Genomic DNA, 20,127 nt, shown 5'->3' on the forward strand with positions numbered 1-20,127 from the left:
CCGCCGTGGCCGAGCAGGTGGCTGCAGAGCGAAGCCAGCTGAATGCCCGCCAGCGCCTGCAGCCCACCTACACCGCCCTGCTGGACGCGGTGGCCGGCTGTGCGCGGCCGTTTGCCGAAGGCGCCCAGCGCGAGCGCGAGCTGTTCCTGCAGCTGGTGCCCAGCCGTGCCGCGCAGGCCCTGCGCCACCAGTTCAAGGCCGAACGCGAGGCCACCAAGCTGCCGCCCGACCTGCAGGCCGACCCCCGCCCGGTGCAGACTGTGGCCGTGATTGGCGCCGGCACCATGGGCGCGGGCATCGCCATCTGCGCGCTGGACGCCGGCCTGAGCGTGCTGCTGCTGGAGCAGAACGACGAGGCCTTGGACCGCGGCAGCCAGCGCGTGGCCGATCACTACCGCGGCCGCGTCGCCGCCGGCAAGATGAAGTCCGCCGTGGCCGACGCCGCCCAGGCCCGCTTGACCGCCACCACCGACTGGACCCTGCTGGCCCAGGCCGATCTGGTGATCGAAGCCGTGTTCGAGGACCTCGCCGTCAAGCAGGCCGTGTTCCGGCAGATCGACGCCCACGCCCGCCCCGGCGCGGTGCTGGCCACCAACACCTCTTACCTGGACGTGGACGCGATCGCGAACGCCACGTCGCGGCCGCAGGACGTGCTGGGCCTGCACTTCTTCAGCCCCGCCCACGTGATGAAGCTGCTGGAGGTGGTGCGCGGGGCGCGGACCGCGCCCGACGTGCTGGCCACCGGCATGGCGCTGGGCAAGACCTTGAAAAAAATGCCCGTGCTGTGCGGCAACGCCTTCGGCTTCATCGGCAACCGCATCTACAACGCCTACCGCAAGCAGTGCGAATTCATGCTGGAAGACGGCGCCTGGCCCGAAGACGTGGACCAGGCCCTGACCGGCATGGGTTTTGCCATGGGCCCGTTTGCCGTGGCCGACCTGTCGGGCCTGGACATCGCCTGGCGCATGCGCAAAGCCCAGGCCGCCACCCGCGACCCGCGCGAACGCTACGTGAGCATCCTCGACCAGTTGTGCGAGCAGGGCCGCCTGGGCCGCAAGACCGGCGCCGGCTACTACACCTACACCGACGGCAAGGCCGCCAAAACCACCGACGCCACCGTGCGCGGCATCATCGAACAGGCCAGTGCGGCGCGCGGCCTCACCCGCCAGCCGCTGAGCGGGGACCAGATCACTCGCCGCGCCTTGTTGGCCATGGTGAACGAGGCCGCGCTGCTGTTTGCCGAAGGCGTGGCCGCTCGCGCCAGCGACATCGACGTGGTCCTGGTGCAGGGCTACGGCTTCCCGCGCTGGGAAGGCGGCCCGGTGTTCTGGGCGCGCCAGCAAGACCGCGCCACCCTGGCGCGCGACCTGCAGGCCCTGGTCCGCGACGCCGGTTTCGGCGCCCGCCTGGACGCCCTGCTGGCGTGACCCCCCGCCGCCGCCCAACCCTGTAAGCTGTGGCCACGGCCCGGCTGTTGTGCCCCCAGACCGACCGACCCCACCCACGGAGACCCCCATGACCCAAGCCTTCATCTGCGACGCCATCCGCACCCCCTTCGGCCGCTACGGCGGTGCCCTGTCCAGCGTGCGCACCGACGACCTCGGCGCCATTCCCCTCAAGGCCCTGATGGCGCGCAACCCCAACGTGGACTGGGCGGCCGTGGCCGACGTGATCTACGGCTGCGCCAACCAGGCCGGCGAAGACAACCGCAACGTCGCCCGCATGGCCGGCCTGCTGGCCGGTCTGCCGCTGGAGGTGCCCGGCGGCACCGTCAACCGCCTGTGCGGCTCGGGCCTGGACGCCATCGGCACCGCTGCGCGCGCCATCAAGGCCGGGGAAGCGGGCCTGATGATCGCCGGCGGCGTGGAGAGCATGAGCCGCGCGCCCTTCGTCATGCCCAAGGCCGAAAGTGCCTTCAGCCGCAGCAACGCGGTGTACGACACCACCATTGGCTGGCGCTTCGTCAACAAGCTGATGAAGGCCCAGTACGGCGTGGACTCCATGCCCGAAACCGCCGAGAACGTGGCGGTGGACTTCGCCATCGAGCGCGAAGCGCAGGACCTGATGGCGTTGAACAGCCAATTGCGCGCCGTTGCCGCCATCGAAGCCGGCCACCTGGCCCGCGAGATCTGCCCCGTCGCGATCCCGCAAAAGAAGGGCGACGCCATCGTCGTGGACACCGACGAACACCCGCGCAAGACCAGCCTGGAGGCGCTGGCCAAGCTCAAAGGCGTGGTGCGCCCCGACGGTTCCGTGACCGCCGGCAACGCCTCCGGCGTGAACGACGGCGCCTGCGCCCTGATCCTGGCCGACGAAGCCAGCGCCGCCAAGAACGGCTTGACGCCGAAGGCCCGCGTGGTGGGCATGGCCACCGCCGGCGTGGCCCCGCGCATCATGGGCATTGGCCCGGCGCCGGCCACGCAGAAGGTGCTGGCCCAGACCGGCCTGACGCTGGCGCAGATGGACGTGATCGAGCTCAACGAAGCCTTTGCCGCGCAGGGTCTGGCCGTGTTGCGCCTGCTGGGCCTGCAAGACGACGACGCCCGCGTCAACGCCTGGGGCGGCGCGATTGCGCTGGGTCATCCGTTGGGGGCCTCGGGCGCCCGCCTGGCCACCACCGCCATCAACCGCCTGCAGCACACCGGCGGCCGCTACGCGCTGTGCACCATGTGCATCGGCGTGGGCCAGGGCATTGCCCTGGTGCTGGAACGCGTCTGATCCCTTGAGCCGGTGGGGCGTTGCCGGGTTGTACCCCGGCGGCGCCCAACGTCAGCCCCGCGGGGCGGGCAACGCCATCGCCAGGGCAAACAACTCGTTGCGGAAGTGGATGCCCAGCCGCTCGAAGGCGCGGTTGCGGTAGGTTTTCACCGTGGGCACGCTCAGGCACAGGTCGGCGGCGATGCCGTCCTGCGTCAGGCCCGCCAGCAGGCGTTCGCACACGTCCAGCTCGCGCGGCGTCAGGGCCGGACAGTGCCCTTGCAGGCGCGCGCGCCAGTCGGGTGCCGCGGCCACGGTGTCGGCGGGCACCCAGGCATTGGCTTGCGTGGGCGCAGACGGCGTGCCAGGCGGCGCGGTCAGCGCCAGGTGTTTTTCCACCAGCGCCAGCAGCCCTGGCGCCAGCGCGGCGAAGTCGCCGATCTGGCCGTCGCGCCAGTGCGGCTGCTCTCGGTGCCGGTACAGGTTGAGCGCCAGCACCGCGTCGCCCTGCTGCCGCACCACCGACAGGCGCTCGGCCATGCCGTGCGGGTCGTACACCGCCGCGCGGTGCGGCAGCGGCACCTCCGGCGCGGTGATGTGGCACAGCCAGGCCCGGTCGGCCGGGGGCGCGCCGGCCGCCAGGGTGCGGTCGTGGGCGTGCGGGCCTTGCAGGTAGGCGCGCCAGCAGGCCAGCGTCCGGTCGGGCCCGCCGTGGCTGCCCGAGAGGTACATCGCCGGCGCCGATCCCACCCGGTACACCGCGTACGAGCCCACCGGCACCAGCGCACGCAGCCGCTCCAGCACCGCCGGGCCGAAGGCGGGCTGGCCCAGCGGCGCGATCAGCTCGGCCAGCCACTGGCCGCTGACGGCAGCGGCCTGACGGGGGTCGGGGGTCCAGGTCCTCATGGGGCGGTGTCGTCTTCTGGGATGACAGCCGGCGCGGCCGGCGCGCCGTACAGTGGGTGTCGAGCGCGCGGGCCAGGCCGGCAGAGATCGCCATTGTCGCCCGCCGCCGCGCCCTTGACCAGCCGCTGAACCCTGAGCCCCGCGCCACCCGAGGAGACTTTGCATGTACTACGAACCCGGTATCACCCCCCACGGCCTGCCGCACGACCCCTTCAAATCCTGCGTGGTGCCGCGCCCCATCGGCTGGATTTCCACCGTGAGCCGCGACGGCCAGCACAACCTGGCGCCTTACAGCCAGTTCCAGAACGTCACCTTCAACCCACCCATCGTCATGTTCTCGGCCAACCAGGACACCTCGGGCCAGCGCAAGGACTCGGTGCGCAACGCCGAGGACACCGGCGAGTTCGTCTGGAACCTGGCCACCTACGAACTGCGCGAGGCGGTCAACATCAGCGCCCAGGAGCTGCCGCACGGCGTGGATGAGTTCGAGCGCGCCGGTCTGGCCAAGCTGCCGTCGCGCAAGGTGAAACCGGCGCGGGTGGGGGGCTCGCCCATCCAGTTCGAGTGCGTCTACCTCAACACCCTGCGCTTCCCTGGCGTGCCGCCCATGGGTACCGCCGACGTGGTGTTCGGCCGCGTGGTGGCGGTACACATCGCCGACGAGGTGCTCACGCCCGAGGGCTTCGTCGACGTGCTCAAGATCCGCCCGCTGGCGCGCATGGGCTATTTCGACTACACCACGGTGGACAGCAAGTTCCAGATGGTGATTCCGGGCGACAGCCGCGCCCTGCTGGCCGGCCTGGAAGGCTCGCCCGACAAGGCGCGCGCGGCGCAGCAGCCCTGAGCCGCCGCCAGGCGCTTCAGCGCAGGTGCTTGATGCGCTTGGCGTGGATGGCGTCGGCGATGCTGAAGGCCCGCGGGCCGGCACGCAGTTCGCCCACCTGGCCGGCCTGCAGCGTGCCCGCTTGTACCACCGCCAGGTAAAACCCGCAGCGGCGCGACAGCACCATGTCCTTGCCTGCCTGGGCGTAGCCCATGACGGCGGCGAACTTGAAGCAGGGCTGGCGCGGATCGGTCACGCGCAGCACCGCGTCGGGAAAGTGCAGTTCGTCGCCCACGTACACAGCCGCCTCGTCCAGCGGCGCGTCCAGGCCGCGCAGGCCCAGGTTTTCGCCAAAAAAGCCGGGCGGCAGCGCCTCGTCGAACAGGCTGGCGCCGCGTTCGCGCCGCTGCGCCTGCCACCAGGCGTGGTGCTGCACCGGCCAGGCGTAGACCGCCTTGGCCAGGCCGCCGTGCACGCTGGGGTCGGCCTGCTCGTCGCCGTGCAGGCCCAGCGGCGCCAGGGCCACCGCGTCGGTGCGCGGGCGTTTGCCGATGGCGCTGGAAAAACGCCGGCCCTCGGCCACCAGCGGCGCCACGGTGCCGGTGCAGAGGTGGTCGATGACGACGCGCAAAGGCCCGGACATGCGCTTCAACCGCCCATGAGGGCTTCGATCTCGTCGGCCTTCACCGGCACGCCCCGGGTCAGCAGTTCGCAGCCGTTTTCGGTCACCACCGCGTCGTCCTCGATGCGGATGCCGATGTTCCAGAAATGCTCGGGCACGCCGGGCGCCGGGCTCACGTAGAGGCCGGGCTCGATGGTCAGCACCATGCCGGGGCGCAGGACGCGGCTGGGTCGGTCCTTGATGGTTTCGCCACTCAGCGGGTCTTGGCGCTCGCTCAGTTGGCCGAGTTCGCTCGGTTCCACGTAGCTGCCCACGTCGTGCACGTCCAGCCCCAGCCAGTGGCCGGTGCGGTGCATGTAGAAGCGGAAGTAGTGGCGCTCGGCGATCACATCGTCCAAGTGGCCCACGTCGTTGCGGTTCAGCAGCCCCAGGTCGAGCATGCCCTGGGCCAGCACCTTCACCGTGGCGTCGTGCGGGTCCACAAAGCGGCTGCCGGGCCGGGTGGCGGCAATGGCGGCCTCTTGCGACGCCAGCACCAGGTCGTACAGGTCGCGCTGCGGGCCGGTGAACTTCCCGTTGGCCGGGAAGGTGCGGGTGATGTCGCTGGCGTAGCCGTCGAGTTCGCAGCCGGCGTCGATCAGCACCAGTTCGCCGTCGCGCACCGGGGCGGCGTCGGCGCGGTAATGCAGCACGCAGGCGTTGGCGCCGGCCGCCACGATGCTGCCGTAGGCCGGGTACTGCGAGCCGTGCTGGCGGAATTCGTGCAGCAGTTCGGCGTCCAGGTGGTATTCGCGCAGGTCCTGCCCGGCGCGGAGGGTGGCCGCGCTGCGGCGCATGGCGCGGATGTGGGCTTGGGCGCTGATCTGCGCGGCGCGCCGCATCACGTCGATTTCGTGGGCGTCTTTGATCAGGCGCATCTCGTCGAGCGGGCCGCACAGGTCGCGCTGGGCGTCGGGGCACAGGGCGCCGTAGCGCACGCGGGCACGCACCTTCTGCAGCCAGCCGTCCACCCGGGTTTCCAGGCCGGTGTGCACCGCGAACGGGTACCACACGGTGTGGCGGTTTTCCAGCAGCTGGGGCAGGCGGGTGTCCAGCTCGTCCACCGAAAAGGCTTCGTCCACGCCCAGCGCGCCGGGCGCGGCCTGCGGCCCCAGGCGGATGCCGTCCCAGATTTCGCGTTCCAGGTCTTTGGGCTGGCAGAACAGGGTGGTGTGGCCCTCGGCGGTGATCACCAGCCAGGCGCGCGGCTCGGTGAAGCCGGTCAGGTAGTAAAAGTAGCTGTCGAAGCGGAACAGGTACTCGCTGTCGCGGTTGCGGGTGTGTTCCGGCGCGGTGGGCACGATGGCCACGCCGCCCGCCCCGAGTTGGGCGGCCAGGCGGGCACGGCGGTCGGCGTACAGGGCTTGGTGGGGGATGGCGGTCATGGTCAACGATGATACGCAAGCGCCCGTGTTTCAGTGCAGGGCGGCCGAGGTGGGCCCAGGGGCGTTGAGGGCGGCCAGCCGCTCGGGCGTGCCCACGTCCACCCAGCGGTCGGGGTACACCGAGGCGCCCACCTGCCCGGCGTCGATGGCGGCGCGCAGCATGGGCCCCAGTGGGGCGGCCACGCCCTGCGGGTTGCCCGCCGCAATGGGGCACCAGGGCTGCGCGAAGAACGCCTTTTTGTACAGGCCGATGGTGGAGTAGGTGTGCTTGGGCGCGTCGGCGCCGTTGTGCGCCAGCAGGCGACCGCCGGGCAGCACCGCCACGCCAAAGTCGCCTTGCGGGTGGTGGTCCGGGTTGGGCACCAGCCAGATGTGCGCCAGCAGCGGGCTGCGCGCAAACGCCGCCCGCACCGCGTGGGAAAACACGAACTCGGGCGCGAACACGTCGCCGGCCAGCAGCCAGAACACGTCGTCCAGCCGGGGCAGCGCGCGCACAATGCCGCCCGCCGTCTCCAACGCGCCGCCAAAGTCCTGCCCTTCCATGGAGTAGTGCAAGGCCAGTTGAGGGGCCGGACCGGTGCCGTCCCAAGCCGTCAAACCGGGGGTGAAGCTGGCGCCGAACTGGGCCGGAATCTGCTCGCCCAGCCACGCGGTGTTGATGCACACGTGGCGCACCCCGCCACGGGCCAGGGCTTCCAGGTGCCACTGCATCAGTGGCTTGCCCTGCACGGCCAGCAGGGGTTTGGGGGTGGTGTCGGTCAGCGGGCGCATGCGCTCGCCGCGGCCGGCGGCCAGCAACAGGGCCTGGGCGGGGGGGGGCGCGTGGAGGTCGTCGCGTGTCATGGGGGCCTATTGTCACCGGGCGCGCCTGGCCATCGGTCGCCCTGCCTGCTGCGAGGGGCCTGAAAAGCTATCCTCTTCGACATGTCCACGACCGACCTCATCGTCGCTCGCCCCGAAGGCTTGTATTGCCCGCCCGGCGATTTCTACATCGACCCCTGGCGGCCGGTCGATCGTGCGGTCATCACCCACGGCCATTCGGACCACGCCCGCTGGGGTCACCGTCACTACCTGGCCCACACGCTGAGCGAGGGCGTGTTGCGCCAGCGCCTGGGCACCGACATCGCGCTGCAGACGCTGGACTACGGCCCCACCATCGAACACCACGGCGTGCGCCTGTCGCTGCACCCGGCGGGGCACGTGCTGGGCTCGGCCCAGGTGCGCCTGGAGCACGGGGGCCGGGTGTGGGTGGCCTCGGGCGACTACAAGACCGAGCCCGACGGCACCTGCACCCCGTTCGAGCCGGTGCGCTGCGACACCTTCATCACCGAAAGCACCTTTGGCCTGCCGGTGTACCGCTGGCCGGTGCAGGCGGTGCTGTTCCGCCAGATCAACGCCTGGTGGCAGCGCAACGCGGCGGCTGGCCGTGCCTCGGTGTTGCTGAGTTACGCCTTTGGCAAGGCGCAGCGTTTGCTGCACGGGGTGGACGCGAGCATCGGCCCGATCGTGGTGCACGGTGCGGTGGAGCCGCTGAACGCGGTGTACCGCGCTGCGGGCGTGCATTTGCCAACGACGCACCGTGTGACCGAACTGGACAAAGCGGCTTTGCAGCGCGCCCTGGTGGTGGCGCCGCCATCGGCCCAAGGCACGCCATGGATGAAACGCTTTGGCGCCGATGCCATGGTGGCCTTTGCCAGCGGCTGGATGCAGGTGCGCGGCAACCGCCGCCGGCGCGGGGTGGACCAGGGCTTCGTCATGTCCGACCACGCCGACTGGCCGGGCCTGGTGAGCGCGATCGGCGCCACCGGGGCCGAGCACGTGCGCGTGACCCACGGCAGCGTGCCGGTGCTGGTGCGCTGGATGCGCGAGCAGGGGCTGGACGCGCAGGCTTTTGACACCGAATACGGGGATGAGGACCACGACAGCCCGTCCAACGGCGCCTCGGACAGCGGGTCGCCTGGCGACATGGCCCTTGCAACCGTGGCCGCTTCCGCTGGAGCCGCCCCGTGAAGCGCTTTGCCGAGCTGTACCGCGAGCTGGACGCCAGCACCGCCACGCGCGACAAGCAGGCCGCCCTGCAACGTTACTTCGCGCAAGCGCCGGCCGCCGATGCGGCCTGGGCGGTGTACTTTCTGGCGGGTGGCAAACCCCGCCAGATGGTCCCCACCCGCACCCTGCGCGGGCTGGCCCAGCAGGCCGCCGCGCTGCCCGAATGGCTGTTCGAGGAAAGCTACCAGACCGTGGGCGACCTGGCCGAAACCGTGTCGCTGCTGTTGCCGCCCGCCACCGAACCGGTGGACCGCAGCCTGGCCGACTGGCTGGTGCAGCACCTGCTGCCGCTGCGCGGCCAGCCGCCCGAAACGCAGGCGCACACCCTGCGCACCCAGTGGCCCACTTTGCCCGACGACCAGCGCTTCGTCTACTTCAAACTCATCACCGGCGGCTTTCGGGTGGGGGTGTCCAAATTGCAGGTGACGCAGGCGCTGGCCGCCGTGGCCGGGCTGGACCCCAAGCGCGTGGCCCAGCGCCTGATGGGTTATACCGCCGTGGGCAGGCAGCCCACCGCTGCCGATTTCCACGCGCTGACCGCCCACGAAAACGCCCACGAACAGCAGGCGCAGAGCGGTCAGCCCTACCCGTTCTTCCTGGCCCACCCGCTGGCCGAGTCGATTGACCACTTCACCGAGTTGCTGGGCCCACCCGCCGACTGGCTGGTGGAGTGGAAGTGGGACGGCATCCGCGCCCAGTTGGTGCGCCGCGCGGGCCAGACCTGGGTTTGGTCGCGCGGCGAAGAGCTGGTGACCGAGCGCTTTCCCGAGCTGACCGCGCTGGGCGATGCGCTGCCCGATGGCACCGTGATCGACGGTGAAATCGTGGTCTGGCGCAACGATGGCCCGCAGCCCTTTGCCGAGCTGCAAAAGCGCATCACCCGCAAAGCGCTGGGGCCCAAGCTGCTGCGCGAACTGCCGGTGGCGCTGCTGGCCTACGACCTGCTGGAACACACCGGCCAAGACCTGCGCGCCCAGCCCCTGCACACCCGCCGCATTGCGCTGGACGCGCTGGTGCAGGCCATGAACCACCCGTTGCTCCAGCCCAGCCCCCTGGTCACAGGTGCCACTTGGCCCGCACTCGCCAACCTGCGCGAGCAAGCCCGTGAGCGCGGCACCGAGGGCTTCATGCTCAAGCACCGCGCCAGCCGCTACGGTGTTGGCCGAACCAAGGCCGACGGCACCTGGTGGAAATGGAAGATCGACCCCATGAGCGTGGACGCGGTGCTCATCTACGCCCAGCGCGGCCATGGCCGCCGCGCCAGCCTGTACAGCGACTACACCTTCGCCGTGTGGAACGCGCCGCCCGGCACCGAAGGCCGCCAGTTGGTGCCGTTTGCCAAGGCCTATTCCGGCCTGACCGACGCGGAAATGGCCCGGGTGGACGCCATCATCCGCCAGACCACGGTGGAAAGCTTTGGCCCCGTGCGCAGCGTGCGGCCCACCCTGGTGTTCGAGCTGGGTTTTGAAGGCATTGCCCGCAGCCCGCGGCACAAAAGCGGCATCGCGGTGCGGTTTCCGCGCATGCTGCGTTGGCGCGAAGACAAACCGGTGGAGGAGGCCGACACGCTGGACACCTTGGCGGCCTTGTTGCCCAGGAGCGCGCCATGACCCGGCCCGACGCCACCGCCTGGATGGCCGCGCGCGGCTGGACGCCGTTCGACTTTCAGCGCGAGGTGTGGGCGGCGATGGCGGCTGGCGACAGCGGCCTGCTGCACGCCACCACCGGCGCCGGTAAAACCTACGCCGTGTGGCTGGGTGCCTTGCAAGCCTTGGCTCAACGGCAGGCCACCCGCACCCCGCCGCTGACGGTGCTCTGGCTCACCCCCATGCGCGCCTTGGCGGCCGACACTTTGCGTGCGCTGCAAATCCCGCTGCCCGACCTGGCCCCCGCCTGGACCGCCGGCGCCCGCAGCGGCGACACCAGCAGCAGCGAGCGCGCCCGCCAGGCCGATCGCCTGCCCACTGCGCTGGTGACCACCCCTGAAAGCCTGAGCCTGCTGCTGGCCCGCGCCGATGCCGCGCAGGCGCTGGGCCGCGTGGCCCTGGTGGTGGTGGACGAGTGGCACGAACTGATGGGCAGCAAGCGCGGCGTGCAGGTGCAGCTGGCCCTGGCCCGGTTGCGCACCTTCAACCCCGCGTTGCGCGTCTGGGGCATGTCGGCCACGCTGGGCAACCTGGACCATGCCCTGCACACCCTGCTGGACCCGCAGGCGGCCACACGGGGCCGGCTGGTGCGGGGGCACACCCCCAAAACCCTCACCATCGACACCCTGTTGCCGCCCAGGCTGGAGCGCTTTCCGTGGGCGGGCCACCTGGGCCTGGCCATGGTGCCGCAGGTGGTGGCCGAGATTGAATCGGCGGCCAGCACGCTGGTGTTCACCAACACCCGCGCCCAGGCCGAGCTGTGGTACCAGTCGCTGCTGGACGCCCGGCCCGACTGGGCCGGCCAGATCGCGCTCCACCACGGCTCGCTGGACCGCGCCACCCGCGAATGGGTCGAGTCCGCGCTGAAGGACGGCACTTTGCGCGCCGTGGTCTGCACCAGCAGCCTGGACTTGGGCGTGGACTTCCAGCCGGTGGAGCGGGTGTTGCAGATCGGCTCGCCCAAAGGCGTGGCGCGGCTGCTGCAGCGCGCCGGCCGTTCGGGCCACGCGCCGGGCCGGCCTTCGCGCATCAGCATCGTGCCCACCCACAGCCTGGAGTTGGTGGAAGGCGCCGCCGCCCGCGCCGCCGTGCAGGCCGGTCAGATCGAACCGCGCGACACCCCGCACCAGCCGCTGGACGTGCTGGTGCAGCACCTCGTCACCGTGGCGCTGGGCGGCGGTTTTCGGCCCGACGAACTGTTGACCGAGGTGCGCACCACCGCCGCCTACGCCCACCTGAGCGACGACGCCTGGCGCTGGTGTCTGGACTTCGTGTCGCAAGGCGGCCCGTCGCTGGCGGCCTACCCCGACTACCGCCGCGCCGTGCCCGACGACACGGGTGTGTGGCGCGTGCCCGATGCCCGTCTGGCCCGGCGCCACCGCATGAACATCGGCACCATCGTCAGCGACGCCAGCATGACCGTGCAATACCAGGGTGGCAGCCGCATCGGGCAGGTGGAGGAGGGCTTCATCGCCCGCCTTAAACCGGGCGACTGCCTCCTGTTCGGCGGGCGGCTGCTGGAGCTGATCCGGGTGCATGAAATGACCGCCTGGGTGCGCCGCGCCAGTGGAGCGCGCGCCGCCGTGCCGCGCTGGAACGGTGGCACCCTGCCCCTGTCCACCGCTTTGGCCGACGCCATGCTGGTGCAGTTCCAGCAAGCCGCCGAAGGGGCTGATGCCTCCCCCGAGTTGCAAGCGCTGCAACCCTTGCTGGCGCTGCAAGCCCGGTGGTCCGCGCTGCCCACGCCCCGCACCTTGCTGGCCGAAACCCTGCATTCGCGGGAAGGCTGCCACCTGTTCCTCTATCCCTTTGCCGGCCGCCATGTCCACCTCGGCCTGGCCAACCTGCTGGCGTGGCGCATCGGGCAGCGCGTGCCGTGCACCGTGTCCATGGCCGTCAACGACTACGGGCTGGAGCTGCTCACCGCCCGCGAGGTGGACTGGGCCGAGCACCTGCCCGACCTGCTGGCCGGGCCCGCCGACGACGCCACCTTGCTCAACGAGGTGCTGGCCAGCCTGAACGCCAGCGAATTGGCCCAGCGGCGCTTTCGCGAAATTGCCCGCGTGTCGGGCCTGGTGTTCCAAGGCCACCCGGGTGAAAGGCGCAGCAGCCGGCAACTGCAGGCGTCGTCGGCCTTGTTCTGGGGCGTGTTCCGCCAGCACGACCCGGCCAACCGCCTGCTGCTGCAGGCCGAGGCCGAGCTGCTGCGGCTTGAACTGGACGTGAACCGGCTGCGCGCCACCTTGCAACGCATGACGCGCCAGCAACTGGTGCACCACCCGCTGAAGCGCGCCACGCCGCTGGCCTTTCCTCTGCTGGCCGAGCGCCTCCGCGAACGCCTGAGCACCGAAAGCGCCGCCGAGCGCATCGCCCGCATGGTCGCCCAACTGGAGCGCGTGGCCGGTGCCGCACCAGAGGGTTCGACATGACCACGCACGCGGCCCCGCCCGTTGACCCGGTTCCGCCCGCGCCCTCGGCCTTGTCCGGCGCCGAGCCCCTGACATTGCAGGGCGAGGCGGTGCAACTGCTGCCCGACCCGGCGCTGTGGTGGCCCGCGCAACACACCTTGTTCGTGGCCGACGTGCACCTGGGCAAGGCGGCCACCTTCCGCGCCCTGGGCCAGCCCGTGCCCGCCGGCACCACCCAAGACAACCTGCAACGCCTGGACGCCGCGCTGCAGCGCACCGGCGCCCGTCACCTGGTGCTGTTGGGCGACCTGCTGCACGCCCGCCAAGCCCACAACACCACGCTGCTCACCGCGTTGCACGCCTGGCGCCAACGCCATGCCCAGGTGCGCATGACCCTGGTGCGCGGCAACCACGACGACCGCGCGGGCGACCCGCCTGTCAGCCTGGGCATCGCGGTGGTGGACGAGCCTTGGGCGATGGGGCCCTTCGCGGCTTGCCACCACCCGCGAGACGTCGCACGCCACCACACCGAGGCCGTCCACGCCGGTTTCGTGCTGGCTGGGCACACCCACCCTGTCTGCCGCCTACAAGGTCGCGGACGCGATACCGTGCGCCTGCCTTGCTTCGTGCGCAGCGCCGGTCAGCTCCTGTTGCCCGCGTTTGGCGCTTTCACCGGGGGGTATCTGATCGGCCCTGCACCAGGGGTGCAGCGCTACCCGGTGGGCGGTGGCCGTGTGTGGTGCTGGCCCGACGGTGGCGCCCGATTTCACCCCTCGGGGTAACCCGAAAGTTAAAATACCCGGCTTGTCGGGCGCCCTCCCGTGCCTGACCCACCGTTGCCCACCAGCACCATGACCTCCACTTCGACCTCTGTTTCCGCCCAAACCATGGCCAACGCGATCCGCGCCCTCGCCATGGACGCCGTGCAGCAAGCCAACTCTGGCCACCCCGGCGCGCCCATGGGCATGGCCGACATGGCCGTCGCCTTGTGGAAGCGTCACCTGAGCCACAACCCCGCCAACCCCGCCTGGGCCAACCGCGACCGCTTCGTGCTGTCCAACGGCCACGGTTCCATGCTGATTTACGCCCTGCTGCACCTGACCGGCTACAAGCTGCCGATGCAGGAGCTCAAGAACTTTCGCCAACTCGGCAGCAAGACCGCCGGTCACCCCGAAGTGGGCCACACCCCCGGCGTGGAAACCACCACCGGCCCGCTGGGCCAGGGCATCACCAACGCGGTCGGCATGGCGCTGGCCGAAAAGCTGCTGGCCTCTGAATTCAACAAGCCCGGCCACGCCATCGTCGATCACCGCACCTACGTCTTCCTGGGCGACGGTTGTTTGATGGAAGGCATTAGCCACGAGGCCATCGCCCTGGCCGGCGCCTGGAAGCTGAACAAGCTGGTCGCGCTGTACGACGACAACGGCATTTCCATCGACGGCCAGGTCACCCCCTGGTTCATCGACAACACCCCGGCCCGCTTCGAAGCCTGCGGCTGGAACGTGATCCACGCCGTGGACGGCCACGACGCCGACGCCGTGGACGCCGCCATCGCCCAGGCCAAGGCCAGCGCCGACAAGCCCACGTTGATCTGCTGCAAGACCCACATCGGCAAGGGCAGCCCGAACCGCGCCAACACCGCCAAGGCCCACGGCGAGCCGCTGGGCGCCGACGAAATCCAACTCACCCGCGAGGCCCTGGGTTGGGCGCACGAACCCTTCCTGATCCCCAAGGACGTGTACGCTGCCTGGGACGCCAAAGACGCCGGCAAAGCCGCCGAAAAGGCCTGGGACGCGCAGTTCGCCGCCTACAAAAAGGCCTTCCCGGCCGAAGCCAAGGAATTCGTGCGCCGCATGGCCGGTGAGCTGCCCAAGGGTTTCGACCAACTGGTGGTGGACACGGCGGTGGCCGCCCACAGCAAGGCCGAAACCGTGGCCAGCCGCAAGGCCAGCCAACTGGCACTGGAAGCCTTCACCGCCGCGCTGCCCGAACTGCTGGGCGGCAGCGCCGACCTGACCGGCTCCAACCTGACCAACACCAAGTCCACCCCCAACCTGCGTTTTGACGACGCGGGTTCGGTGGTGAAGAACGAAGCCGGCCAGGGCGGCCGCCACATCAACTACGGCGTGCGCGAGTTCGGCATGGCCGCCATCATGAACGGCGTGGCGCTGCACGGCGGCTTCATCCCCTACGGCGGCACCTTCCTCACCTTCTCCGACTACTCGCGCAACGCCATCCGCATGGCCGCGCTGATGAAGCAGCGCGTGGTGCACGTCTTCACCCACGACTCCATCGGCCTGGGCGAAGACGGCCCCACGCACCAGTCGATCGAGCACGCCGCCAGCCTGCGCCTGATCCCCAACCTGGACGTGTGGCGCCCCGGCGACACCGCCGAAACGGCGATTGCCTGGGCCGTGGCGCTGCGCAACACCGATAAGCCCACCGCCCTGCTGCTGAGCCGCCAGAACCTGGCCTACGCGCCCAAGAAGGACCTGAGCGACATCAACAAGGGCGCTTACGTGCTGAGCGAGCCCCAGGACGTGGGCTTCAAGGCCGGCAAGAAGGCCAAGGCGGTCATCATCGCCACCGGCTCCGAGGTGCAACTGGCGCTCAAAGCCCAGCAACTGCTGGCCGAGCAGAAGGTGCCGGTGCGCGTGGTGTCCATGCCCAGCACCACCACCTTCGACCGCCAGGACGTGGACTACAAAAAGGCCGTGCTGCCCAAGGGCCTGCCGCGCGTGGCGGTGGAAATGGGCTCCACCGACGGCTGGTGGAAATACGGTTGCGCCGCCGTGGTCGGCCTCGACACCTACGGCGAATCGGCCCCGGCCCCGGTGCTGTTCCAGCACTTCGGCTTCACGCCCGAGAACGTGGCCGCCACCGTTCAGGCCGTGCTGACCCAATAAACCGCTTCAATCACGCAAGGGAAAACCACATGACCATCAAACTGGGCATCAACGGCTTTGGCCGCATCGGCCGCCTGGCGCTGCGCGCCGCCGTGCAAAGCTTTGGCGACATCGAAGTCGTCGGCATCAACGACCCCAAGTCGGCCGACTACCTGGCCTACATGCTCAAGTACGACAGCGTGCACGGCCGTTTCAACGGCGAGGTGGGCTTCGAGGGCAACGAGGCCCTGGTCGTCAACGGCCAGCGCATCCCCCTGAGCCACGAACGCGACGACCCCAAGCTGCAATGGGGCGCCATGGGCGTGGACGTGGTGCTGGAATGCACCGGCCAGTTCCTGACCGCCGACACCTGCCAGGTGCACCTGGACGCCGGCGCCAAGAAGGTCGTCATCTCCGCCCCGTCCAAGGACGACGTGCCCATGTTCGTCTACGGCGTGAACCACACCGCCTACGCCGGCCAGGCCGTGGTGTCCAACGCGTCGTGCACCACCAACGCCCTGGCCCCGGTGGCCAAGGTGCTGAACGACAAGTGGGGCATCAAGCGCGGCCTGATGACCACCGTGCACGCCGCCACCGCCAGCCAGAAGACCGTGGACGGCACCTCGCGCAAGGACTGGCGCGGTGGCCGTGGCATCCTGGAAAACATCATCCCGTCCAGCACCGGTGCCGCCAAGGCCGTGGGCAAGGTCATCCCCGAGCTGAACAAGAAGCTCACCGGCATGAGCTTCCGCGTGCCCACCTCCGACGTGTCGGTGGTGGACCTGACGGTGGAACTGAACGCCGAGGCCAGCTACGAAGAGATCTGCGCCCACATGAAGGCCATGGCTGAAACCCCGGTGGCCGACGGCGGCCTGCAGGGCGTGCTGGGCTACACCACCGACAAGGTCGTGTCCACCGACTTCCGCGGCGAGAACTGCACCAGCGTGTTCGACGCCGAAGCCGGCATCGCGCTGGACCAGAGCTTCGTCAAAGTGGTGGCCTGGTACGACAACGAATGGGGCTACGCCGCCAAGTGCCTGGAAATGGTGCGCGTGGTGTCGAAGTAAACACCCCCTGACCCTGCCGAACCCGCCCGCTGTGGCGGGTTTTTTTGTGTCCGGGGGCTGTGGTGGTGGCGCGACACGGGTATTCAAGTGTCATTTCTTGCATTAAATTCCGGGTAAACCCATCCCACAGGATCAGGAGGATCCGATGCAGACACACCGCAGTTTCCGCTGGCTGTTGGCGGGGAGCGCCTGGTGCGCCGCCGCCGTCTGGGCGCAGGCCCCCACCCCCATCGACAAGATCCAGCTCAACGACGGCGGCCTGACCTGTCCACAAATCCAGGAGCAGGTCCAGGCCATGGACCGCGTGGTGGCCGAGGCCCAGGCCGCGCAATCCAGTGGGCAGACCCAGGCCACGGCCGGACAGGCCGCGGGCGTGGCGGCCGAGGTGGCCAGCCGCACCGGCATTTTTGGGGCCCTGGGCGGGCTGGGGGGCCACTTGTTTGGCAGCGTGGCCAGCAAGACCGCGGCCGGGGTGGTGGCCGAGAAAGGGGCGACGGGGGCTGCCCAGGCACAGGAGCGCCAGAAACAGGCGCAGGCGCGCAAGGAACACTTGGCCCAGTTGTTCTTGAGCAAGGGCTGTGGCGGGGCCGCACCCGTGCCGATGCCCGCGCCCGAGGCCAGTGCGCCGGCCGCCATGCCGCCCCCGCCGGTGTTCGACACGCCCCAGCTCACCGTCATCCACGGCGACCGCCTCAAGGGCGTTCAACGCGTGGCGGTGGCCTCGTTCACGGTGCAATTCGTGGAATCGCAGGTGGGCGAAGTCGTGCAGCGGGCCAACCTCGGCTCCAACGGCGTGACCAGCATCACCGAATACACCAGCCGGGCGGTGGGCGTCGATTTCAGCGACGCGCTCCAGCGCGACCGCATGCAGGCGGCCACCAACACCCTGTACCAGGACTTCCTGAACGACTTGAAAGCCAGCGGCCTGGACGTGGTGCCGACGGAAAAACTGCACGCGGCCGCCAGCTACCAGGCCTTTGCCCGCCAAGGCGGCGCCACCCCGCGCGTCGAAGACGCCGAGGCGCAAAAAAGCTCGGGGCAAGGGGCCATCCGCAGCGTGTTCATGGCGCCGCCCGGCGTGCCGCTGGTCATCAAAGGGGGCTCAGGCGCCCAGAGCATCGATTACCTGAACACGGGCAGCAGCATGTTCTCGCCCACCGTCCGGGACCACACGCTGACGTTCACTGGCAACCTCAGTCTGGGGGCCACCAACTTCTTGTTCTATGAGAAAGACGTGCAAAAGGAGTTCGACACCGCCACCCTGCACGTGCGGGTGTTCGTGCCCCTGGCCGTCATCGAAGTGGACCATGGCACCATGGTCAACTGGACCAAGGCCAAAATCACCCCCGGCGTGTTGCTGGGCAACCGCTTCACCCGCATGACCGTGGGCGTCCAGGGCGACTACAGCTACGTGTTCCTGAAGGACGACTTCAAGGTGCCCGGGGTGATCGAGTACACGGTGCAGGAGTCGCCCCACCCCAACCCCGTGCGCGCCCTAGTGGGAGAGAAGGTCAAGACCTACCCCTCCACCCTGTACGTGGACCGCTACTGGCGCGACGTGCCTGAAGCCGCACGTGTGGTGTTCAAGTCTTTCGTCGGCAGTCTGAAGAACGGCGGCACCTGAGCGCACCGTTCACCACCTCGGTGGCCTCAGTGCTGGTGGCCGTGGGCGCCGTGGGCGTGGCCGTGGGCCACTTCCTCGGCACTCGCCGCCCGCACTTCGGTGACCTTCAGGGCGAAGCGCAGGGTTTTGCCGGCGTGCGGGTGGTTGCCGTCCAGCACCACCTGCGGCCCCTTGATCTTGACCACGGTGAAGATGCGCTCGTGCCCGTCGTCGGCCACGCCGCGCAGGGTGCCGCCCACTTTCACGCCGGGTGGAAAGTCTTTTTTGTCGATGGTCTGCACCAAGGCTTCGTCGCGTTCGCCGAAGGCGTCGGCCGGGGCCAGTTCGACGGTGGTGGCAAAGCCCACGGCCTGGCCCTCCAGCGCCGCTTCCAGCTTTTCGAAGGTGTTGCCGTAGCCGCCGTGGAGGTAGGCCATGGGGGCCTCGCTGGCTTCCAGCAGCTGGCCCTGGGCGTCGCTGACCCGGTAGCTCAGGGTGACGACGGTGTCTTTGGCGATCAACATGGGTGCGCTCCGCAAAAAGAGGGTGATTGTGCCCGCAAGCGGCCGGGCGGGGGCCGGGGCCGTCAGGGGCAGCGCTGCAGCGGTTTGCCGGCGAGCACGTCGGTCTGCGCGATCTGGCGGCGTTGCGCGTCGGTGATGGCGGGCAGGCGCAGGGTGTGGCTGCGGGTTTCCTGTCGCTCCTGCACCACGCGAGCGCCGTCGGCCCCGCGCAGCACGGCGTCGGCAAGGGCCCGGCGTGCGGCTTCTTCGGTGGAATAGGTGCCCAGGGCCAGGCCCGGTTGCAGCGTGGGGGTGGCCACTTCGCGGTGGTCGATCTGGGCCTGGCGCAGTTCGGCGCGCCGGCGCTGCAGCGCCTCGGCATTGGGGAATTTGCCCAGGTAGACGATCCAGCGGGCCGGCAGCACGGCCTCGGTCAGGGTCCAGTCTTGGGGGCTCAGCCCGCTCAGGTTTTGCAGGGTGGCGCGCACCAGCAGCGTCTGGCTGGGGGGCAGGCCGCCGGCCTGCCAGCAGGCCGTGGGGGCTTTCGGGGGGGGCCGGGGCGGGCTGCTGGCTTCGGCGGGCGCAGCGGGCTCGGCCGGCGCTGCCGCCACGGGGGTGGGGCCGGGCGGTGGCGCGTCTGCGGGTGCGGCCGGCGTGGCCGGGGCGGGGGCTTTGGGGGTGTTGAGCACGGTGAGTTTTTCCGGAGCCCGTTGTTGCGCCAGCCGCTCGGGTTCGCTCGGCGAGTGCGGGGCCAGGCCGAGCCAGGCCAGGTGACCCTGCGTGTACGCCCACAGACCGAGGTTGGCCAGCAGGAGCAGGGTCACGAGGGCCCTCAGCACGGCCGCACGCTCACTTCGTGTTGCAGCACAGCCTGGGTGGCCTGGCCGGTGTCGAGCAGCAGGGCGCCGTCGGCGCGCACGCCCACGGCGGTGCCTTCCTGTCCGTCGGACAGGCGCACGGCGCGGCCGTACAGGGCGTCGCGCGCGGCGAAGCGCTGGGCGAAGGCGGCAAAGCCATCGCGCTCGAAGCGCAGCAGGTCGCGCACCAGGGCCGGTGCCAGGGTGTCCAGGGCGTCGCCGGCGTCCGGCAGGGGGCTGCCGGTGGGCACCAGCGCGTCCAGGCCGACCGGGGGCATCGGGGGCGGGCCGTCGGCCGCCGTGTCACCGGTCGGCGGCAGCGCCGGGGTCCGCAGGTTGAGTCCGGCGCCCACCACCGCATAGCGCCGTTCGCCGACGTTGGCCGTTTCCACCAGAATCCCGCCGAGTTTGCGGTCGTGCCACCACAGGTCGTTCGGCCATTTCAGGCGCACGGCGGGCGGCAGTTGTTCGGCCAGGCTTACGCCCACCGCCAGCGACAAGCCCGACCAGTCCCGCGGGTGCAGCGGCAGGCCCAGCGAGAACGTCAGCGAAGCGCCCGGCGCGCTCACCCAGCCGCGCCCACGCCGCCCGCGTCCGGCGGTCTGCTCCAGCGTCACCAGCAGCACCGCTTCGTGCC

17 protein-coding genes are annotated in these 20,127 nt (G+C 70.2%); 10 read left to right on the top strand and 7 right to left on the bottom strand.

Annotated features, from left to right (window positions below):
• Both CON77_RS06470 and pcaF read left to right on the top strand, forming a co-directional pair.
• A partial coding sequence (locus CON77_RS06470) for a 3-hydroxyacyl-CoA dehydrogenase (RefSeq protein ID WP_101048316.1) occupies positions 1-1,427 on the top strand: 1,427 nt, incomplete at its 5' end.
• Positions 1,428-1,515: 88 nt separating this feature from the next.
• Positions 1,516-2,718, top strand: coding sequence for a 3-oxoadipyl-CoA thiolase (pcaF, locus tag CON77_RS06475; RefSeq protein WP_101048317.1), 1,203 nt, complete (start codon positions 1,516-1,518; stop codon positions 2,716-2,718).
• A 51-nt stretch (positions 2,719-2,769) separates the two neighbouring features.
• Here pcaF and CON77_RS06480 read toward each other — a convergent pair whose 3' ends face one another.
• Positions 2,770-3,603, bottom strand: a complete 834-nt coding sequence (locus CON77_RS06480; RefSeq protein ID WP_198552284.1) for a helix-turn-helix transcriptional regulator — start codon at positions 3,601-3,603, stop codon at positions 2,770-2,772.
• A gap of 163 nt (positions 3,604-3,766) precedes the next feature.
• On the opposite strand from CON77_RS06480, the gene CON77_RS06485 reads away from it, so the two are divergent.
• On the top strand, positions 3,767-4,447 hold the full coding sequence (locus CON77_RS06485; protein WP_101048318.1) for a flavin reductase family protein: 681 nt from the start codon (positions 3,767-3,769) through the stop codon (positions 4,445-4,447).
• A gap of 16 nt (positions 4,448-4,463) precedes the next feature.
• Here the strand turns inward: CON77_RS06485 and CON77_RS06490 are convergent, their stop codons facing one another.
• Genes CON77_RS06490 through CON77_RS06500 form a run of 3 tightly spaced genes read right to left on the bottom strand, consistent with a single transcriptional unit; the run spans position 4,464 to position 7,315 of the window.
• Positions 4,464-5,069: an MOSC domain-containing protein gene (locus tag CON77_RS06490; protein ID WP_101048319.1), complete on the bottom strand. Its 606-nt coding sequence runs from the start codon at positions 5,067-5,069 to the stop codon at positions 4,464-4,466.
• A 5-nt stretch (positions 5,070-5,074) separates the two neighbouring features.
• Positions 5,075-6,472 carry an aminopeptidase P N-terminal domain-containing protein gene (locus CON77_RS06495; RefSeq protein ID WP_101048320.1) on the bottom strand — a complete coding sequence of 466 codons (1,398 nt, stop codon included), beginning with the start codon at positions 6,470-6,472 and terminating at the stop codon, positions 5,075-5,077.
• Between the two features lie 30 nt (positions 6,473-6,502).
• Positions 6,503-7,315: a nucleotidyltransferase family protein gene (locus tag CON77_RS06500; RefSeq protein WP_101048321.1), complete on the bottom strand. Its 813-nt coding sequence runs from the start codon at positions 7,313-7,315 to the stop codon at positions 6,503-6,505.
• 81 nt (positions 7,316-7,396) lie between these two features.
• Between CON77_RS06500 and CON77_RS06505 the strand changes: the two genes are divergently transcribed.
• The 7 genes from CON77_RS06505 to CON77_RS06535 all read left to right on the top strand — a co-directional run bounded on the left by CON77_RS06505 (position 7,397) and on the right by CON77_RS06535 (position 18,151).
• The gene (locus tag CON77_RS06505) at positions 7,397-8,482 is read left to right on the top strand and encodes a ligase-associated DNA damage response exonuclease (RefSeq protein ID WP_101048322.1); all 1,086 of its coding nucleotides are present in this window, start codon (positions 7,397-7,399) and stop codon (positions 8,480-8,482) included.
• Complete coding sequence (locus CON77_RS06510) at positions 8,479-10,131, top strand: ATP-dependent DNA ligase (RefSeq protein WP_101048323.1); 1,653 nt, start codon at positions 8,479-8,481, stop codon at positions 10,129-10,131. The genes CON77_RS06505 and CON77_RS06510 overlap by 4 nt, the downstream gene beginning before the upstream one ends.
• Entirely contained in the window at positions 10,128-12,596 is a 2,469-nt protein-coding gene (locus tag CON77_RS06515; RefSeq protein WP_101048324.1) for a ligase-associated DNA damage response DEXH box helicase, read from the top strand. The genes CON77_RS06510 and CON77_RS06515 overlap by 4 nt, the downstream gene beginning before the upstream one ends.
• Positions 12,593-13,357: a ligase-associated DNA damage response endonuclease PdeM gene (gene pdeM, locus CON77_RS06520; RefSeq protein ID WP_101048325.1), complete on the top strand. Its 765-nt coding sequence runs from the start codon at positions 12,593-12,595 to the stop codon at positions 13,355-13,357. The genes CON77_RS06515 and pdeM overlap by 4 nt, the downstream gene beginning before the upstream one ends.
• Before the next feature lie 69 nt (positions 13,358-13,426).
• A complete protein-coding gene (gene tkt / locus CON77_RS06525) occupies positions 13,427-15,481 on the top strand; it encodes a transketolase (RefSeq protein ID WP_101048331.1) in 2,055 nt (684 codons plus the stop codon).
• A gap of 29 nt (positions 15,482-15,510) precedes the next feature.
• Complete coding sequence (gene gap / locus CON77_RS06530; protein WP_101048326.1) at positions 15,511-16,527, top strand: type I glyceraldehyde-3-phosphate dehydrogenase; 1,017 nt, start codon at positions 15,511-15,513, stop codon at positions 16,525-16,527.
• A gap of 145 nt (positions 16,528-16,672) precedes the next feature.
• Positions 16,673-18,151 (top strand): hypothetical protein, encoded by a 1,479-nt coding sequence (locus CON77_RS06535; RefSeq protein WP_101048327.1) that lies wholly within the window; start codon positions 16,673-16,675, stop codon positions 18,149-18,151.
• A gap of 26 nt (positions 18,152-18,177) precedes the next feature.
• Here CON77_RS06535 and CON77_RS06540 read toward each other — a convergent pair whose 3' ends face one another.
• The 3 genes from CON77_RS06540 to CON77_RS06550 form a co-directional block, all read right to left on the bottom strand.
• Positions 18,178-18,654 carry an FKBP-type peptidyl-prolyl cis-trans isomerase gene (locus tag CON77_RS06540; RefSeq protein ID WP_101048328.1) on the bottom strand — a complete coding sequence of 159 codons (477 nt, stop codon included), beginning with the start codon at positions 18,652-18,654 and terminating at the stop codon, positions 18,178-18,180.
• Between the two features lie 62 nt (positions 18,655-18,716).
• Complete coding sequence (locus tag CON77_RS06545) at positions 18,717-19,457, bottom strand: SPOR domain-containing protein (RefSeq protein WP_101048329.1); 741 nt, start codon at positions 19,455-19,457, stop codon at positions 18,717-18,719.
• Between the two features lie 8 nt (positions 19,458-19,465).
• Positions 19,466-20,127: biotin--[acetyl-CoA-carboxylase] ligase (locus CON77_RS06550; protein WP_101048332.1), on the bottom strand; the 662-nt coding region annotated here is incomplete at its 5' end.

Origin of the sequence: Macromonas nakdongensis, assembly GCF_002837145.1 — a bacterium.
In the GTDB taxonomy this organism is placed as follows: Bacteria; Pseudomonadota; Gammaproteobacteria; order Burkholderiales; family Burkholderiaceae_C; genus Macromonas_B; species Macromonas_B nakdongensis.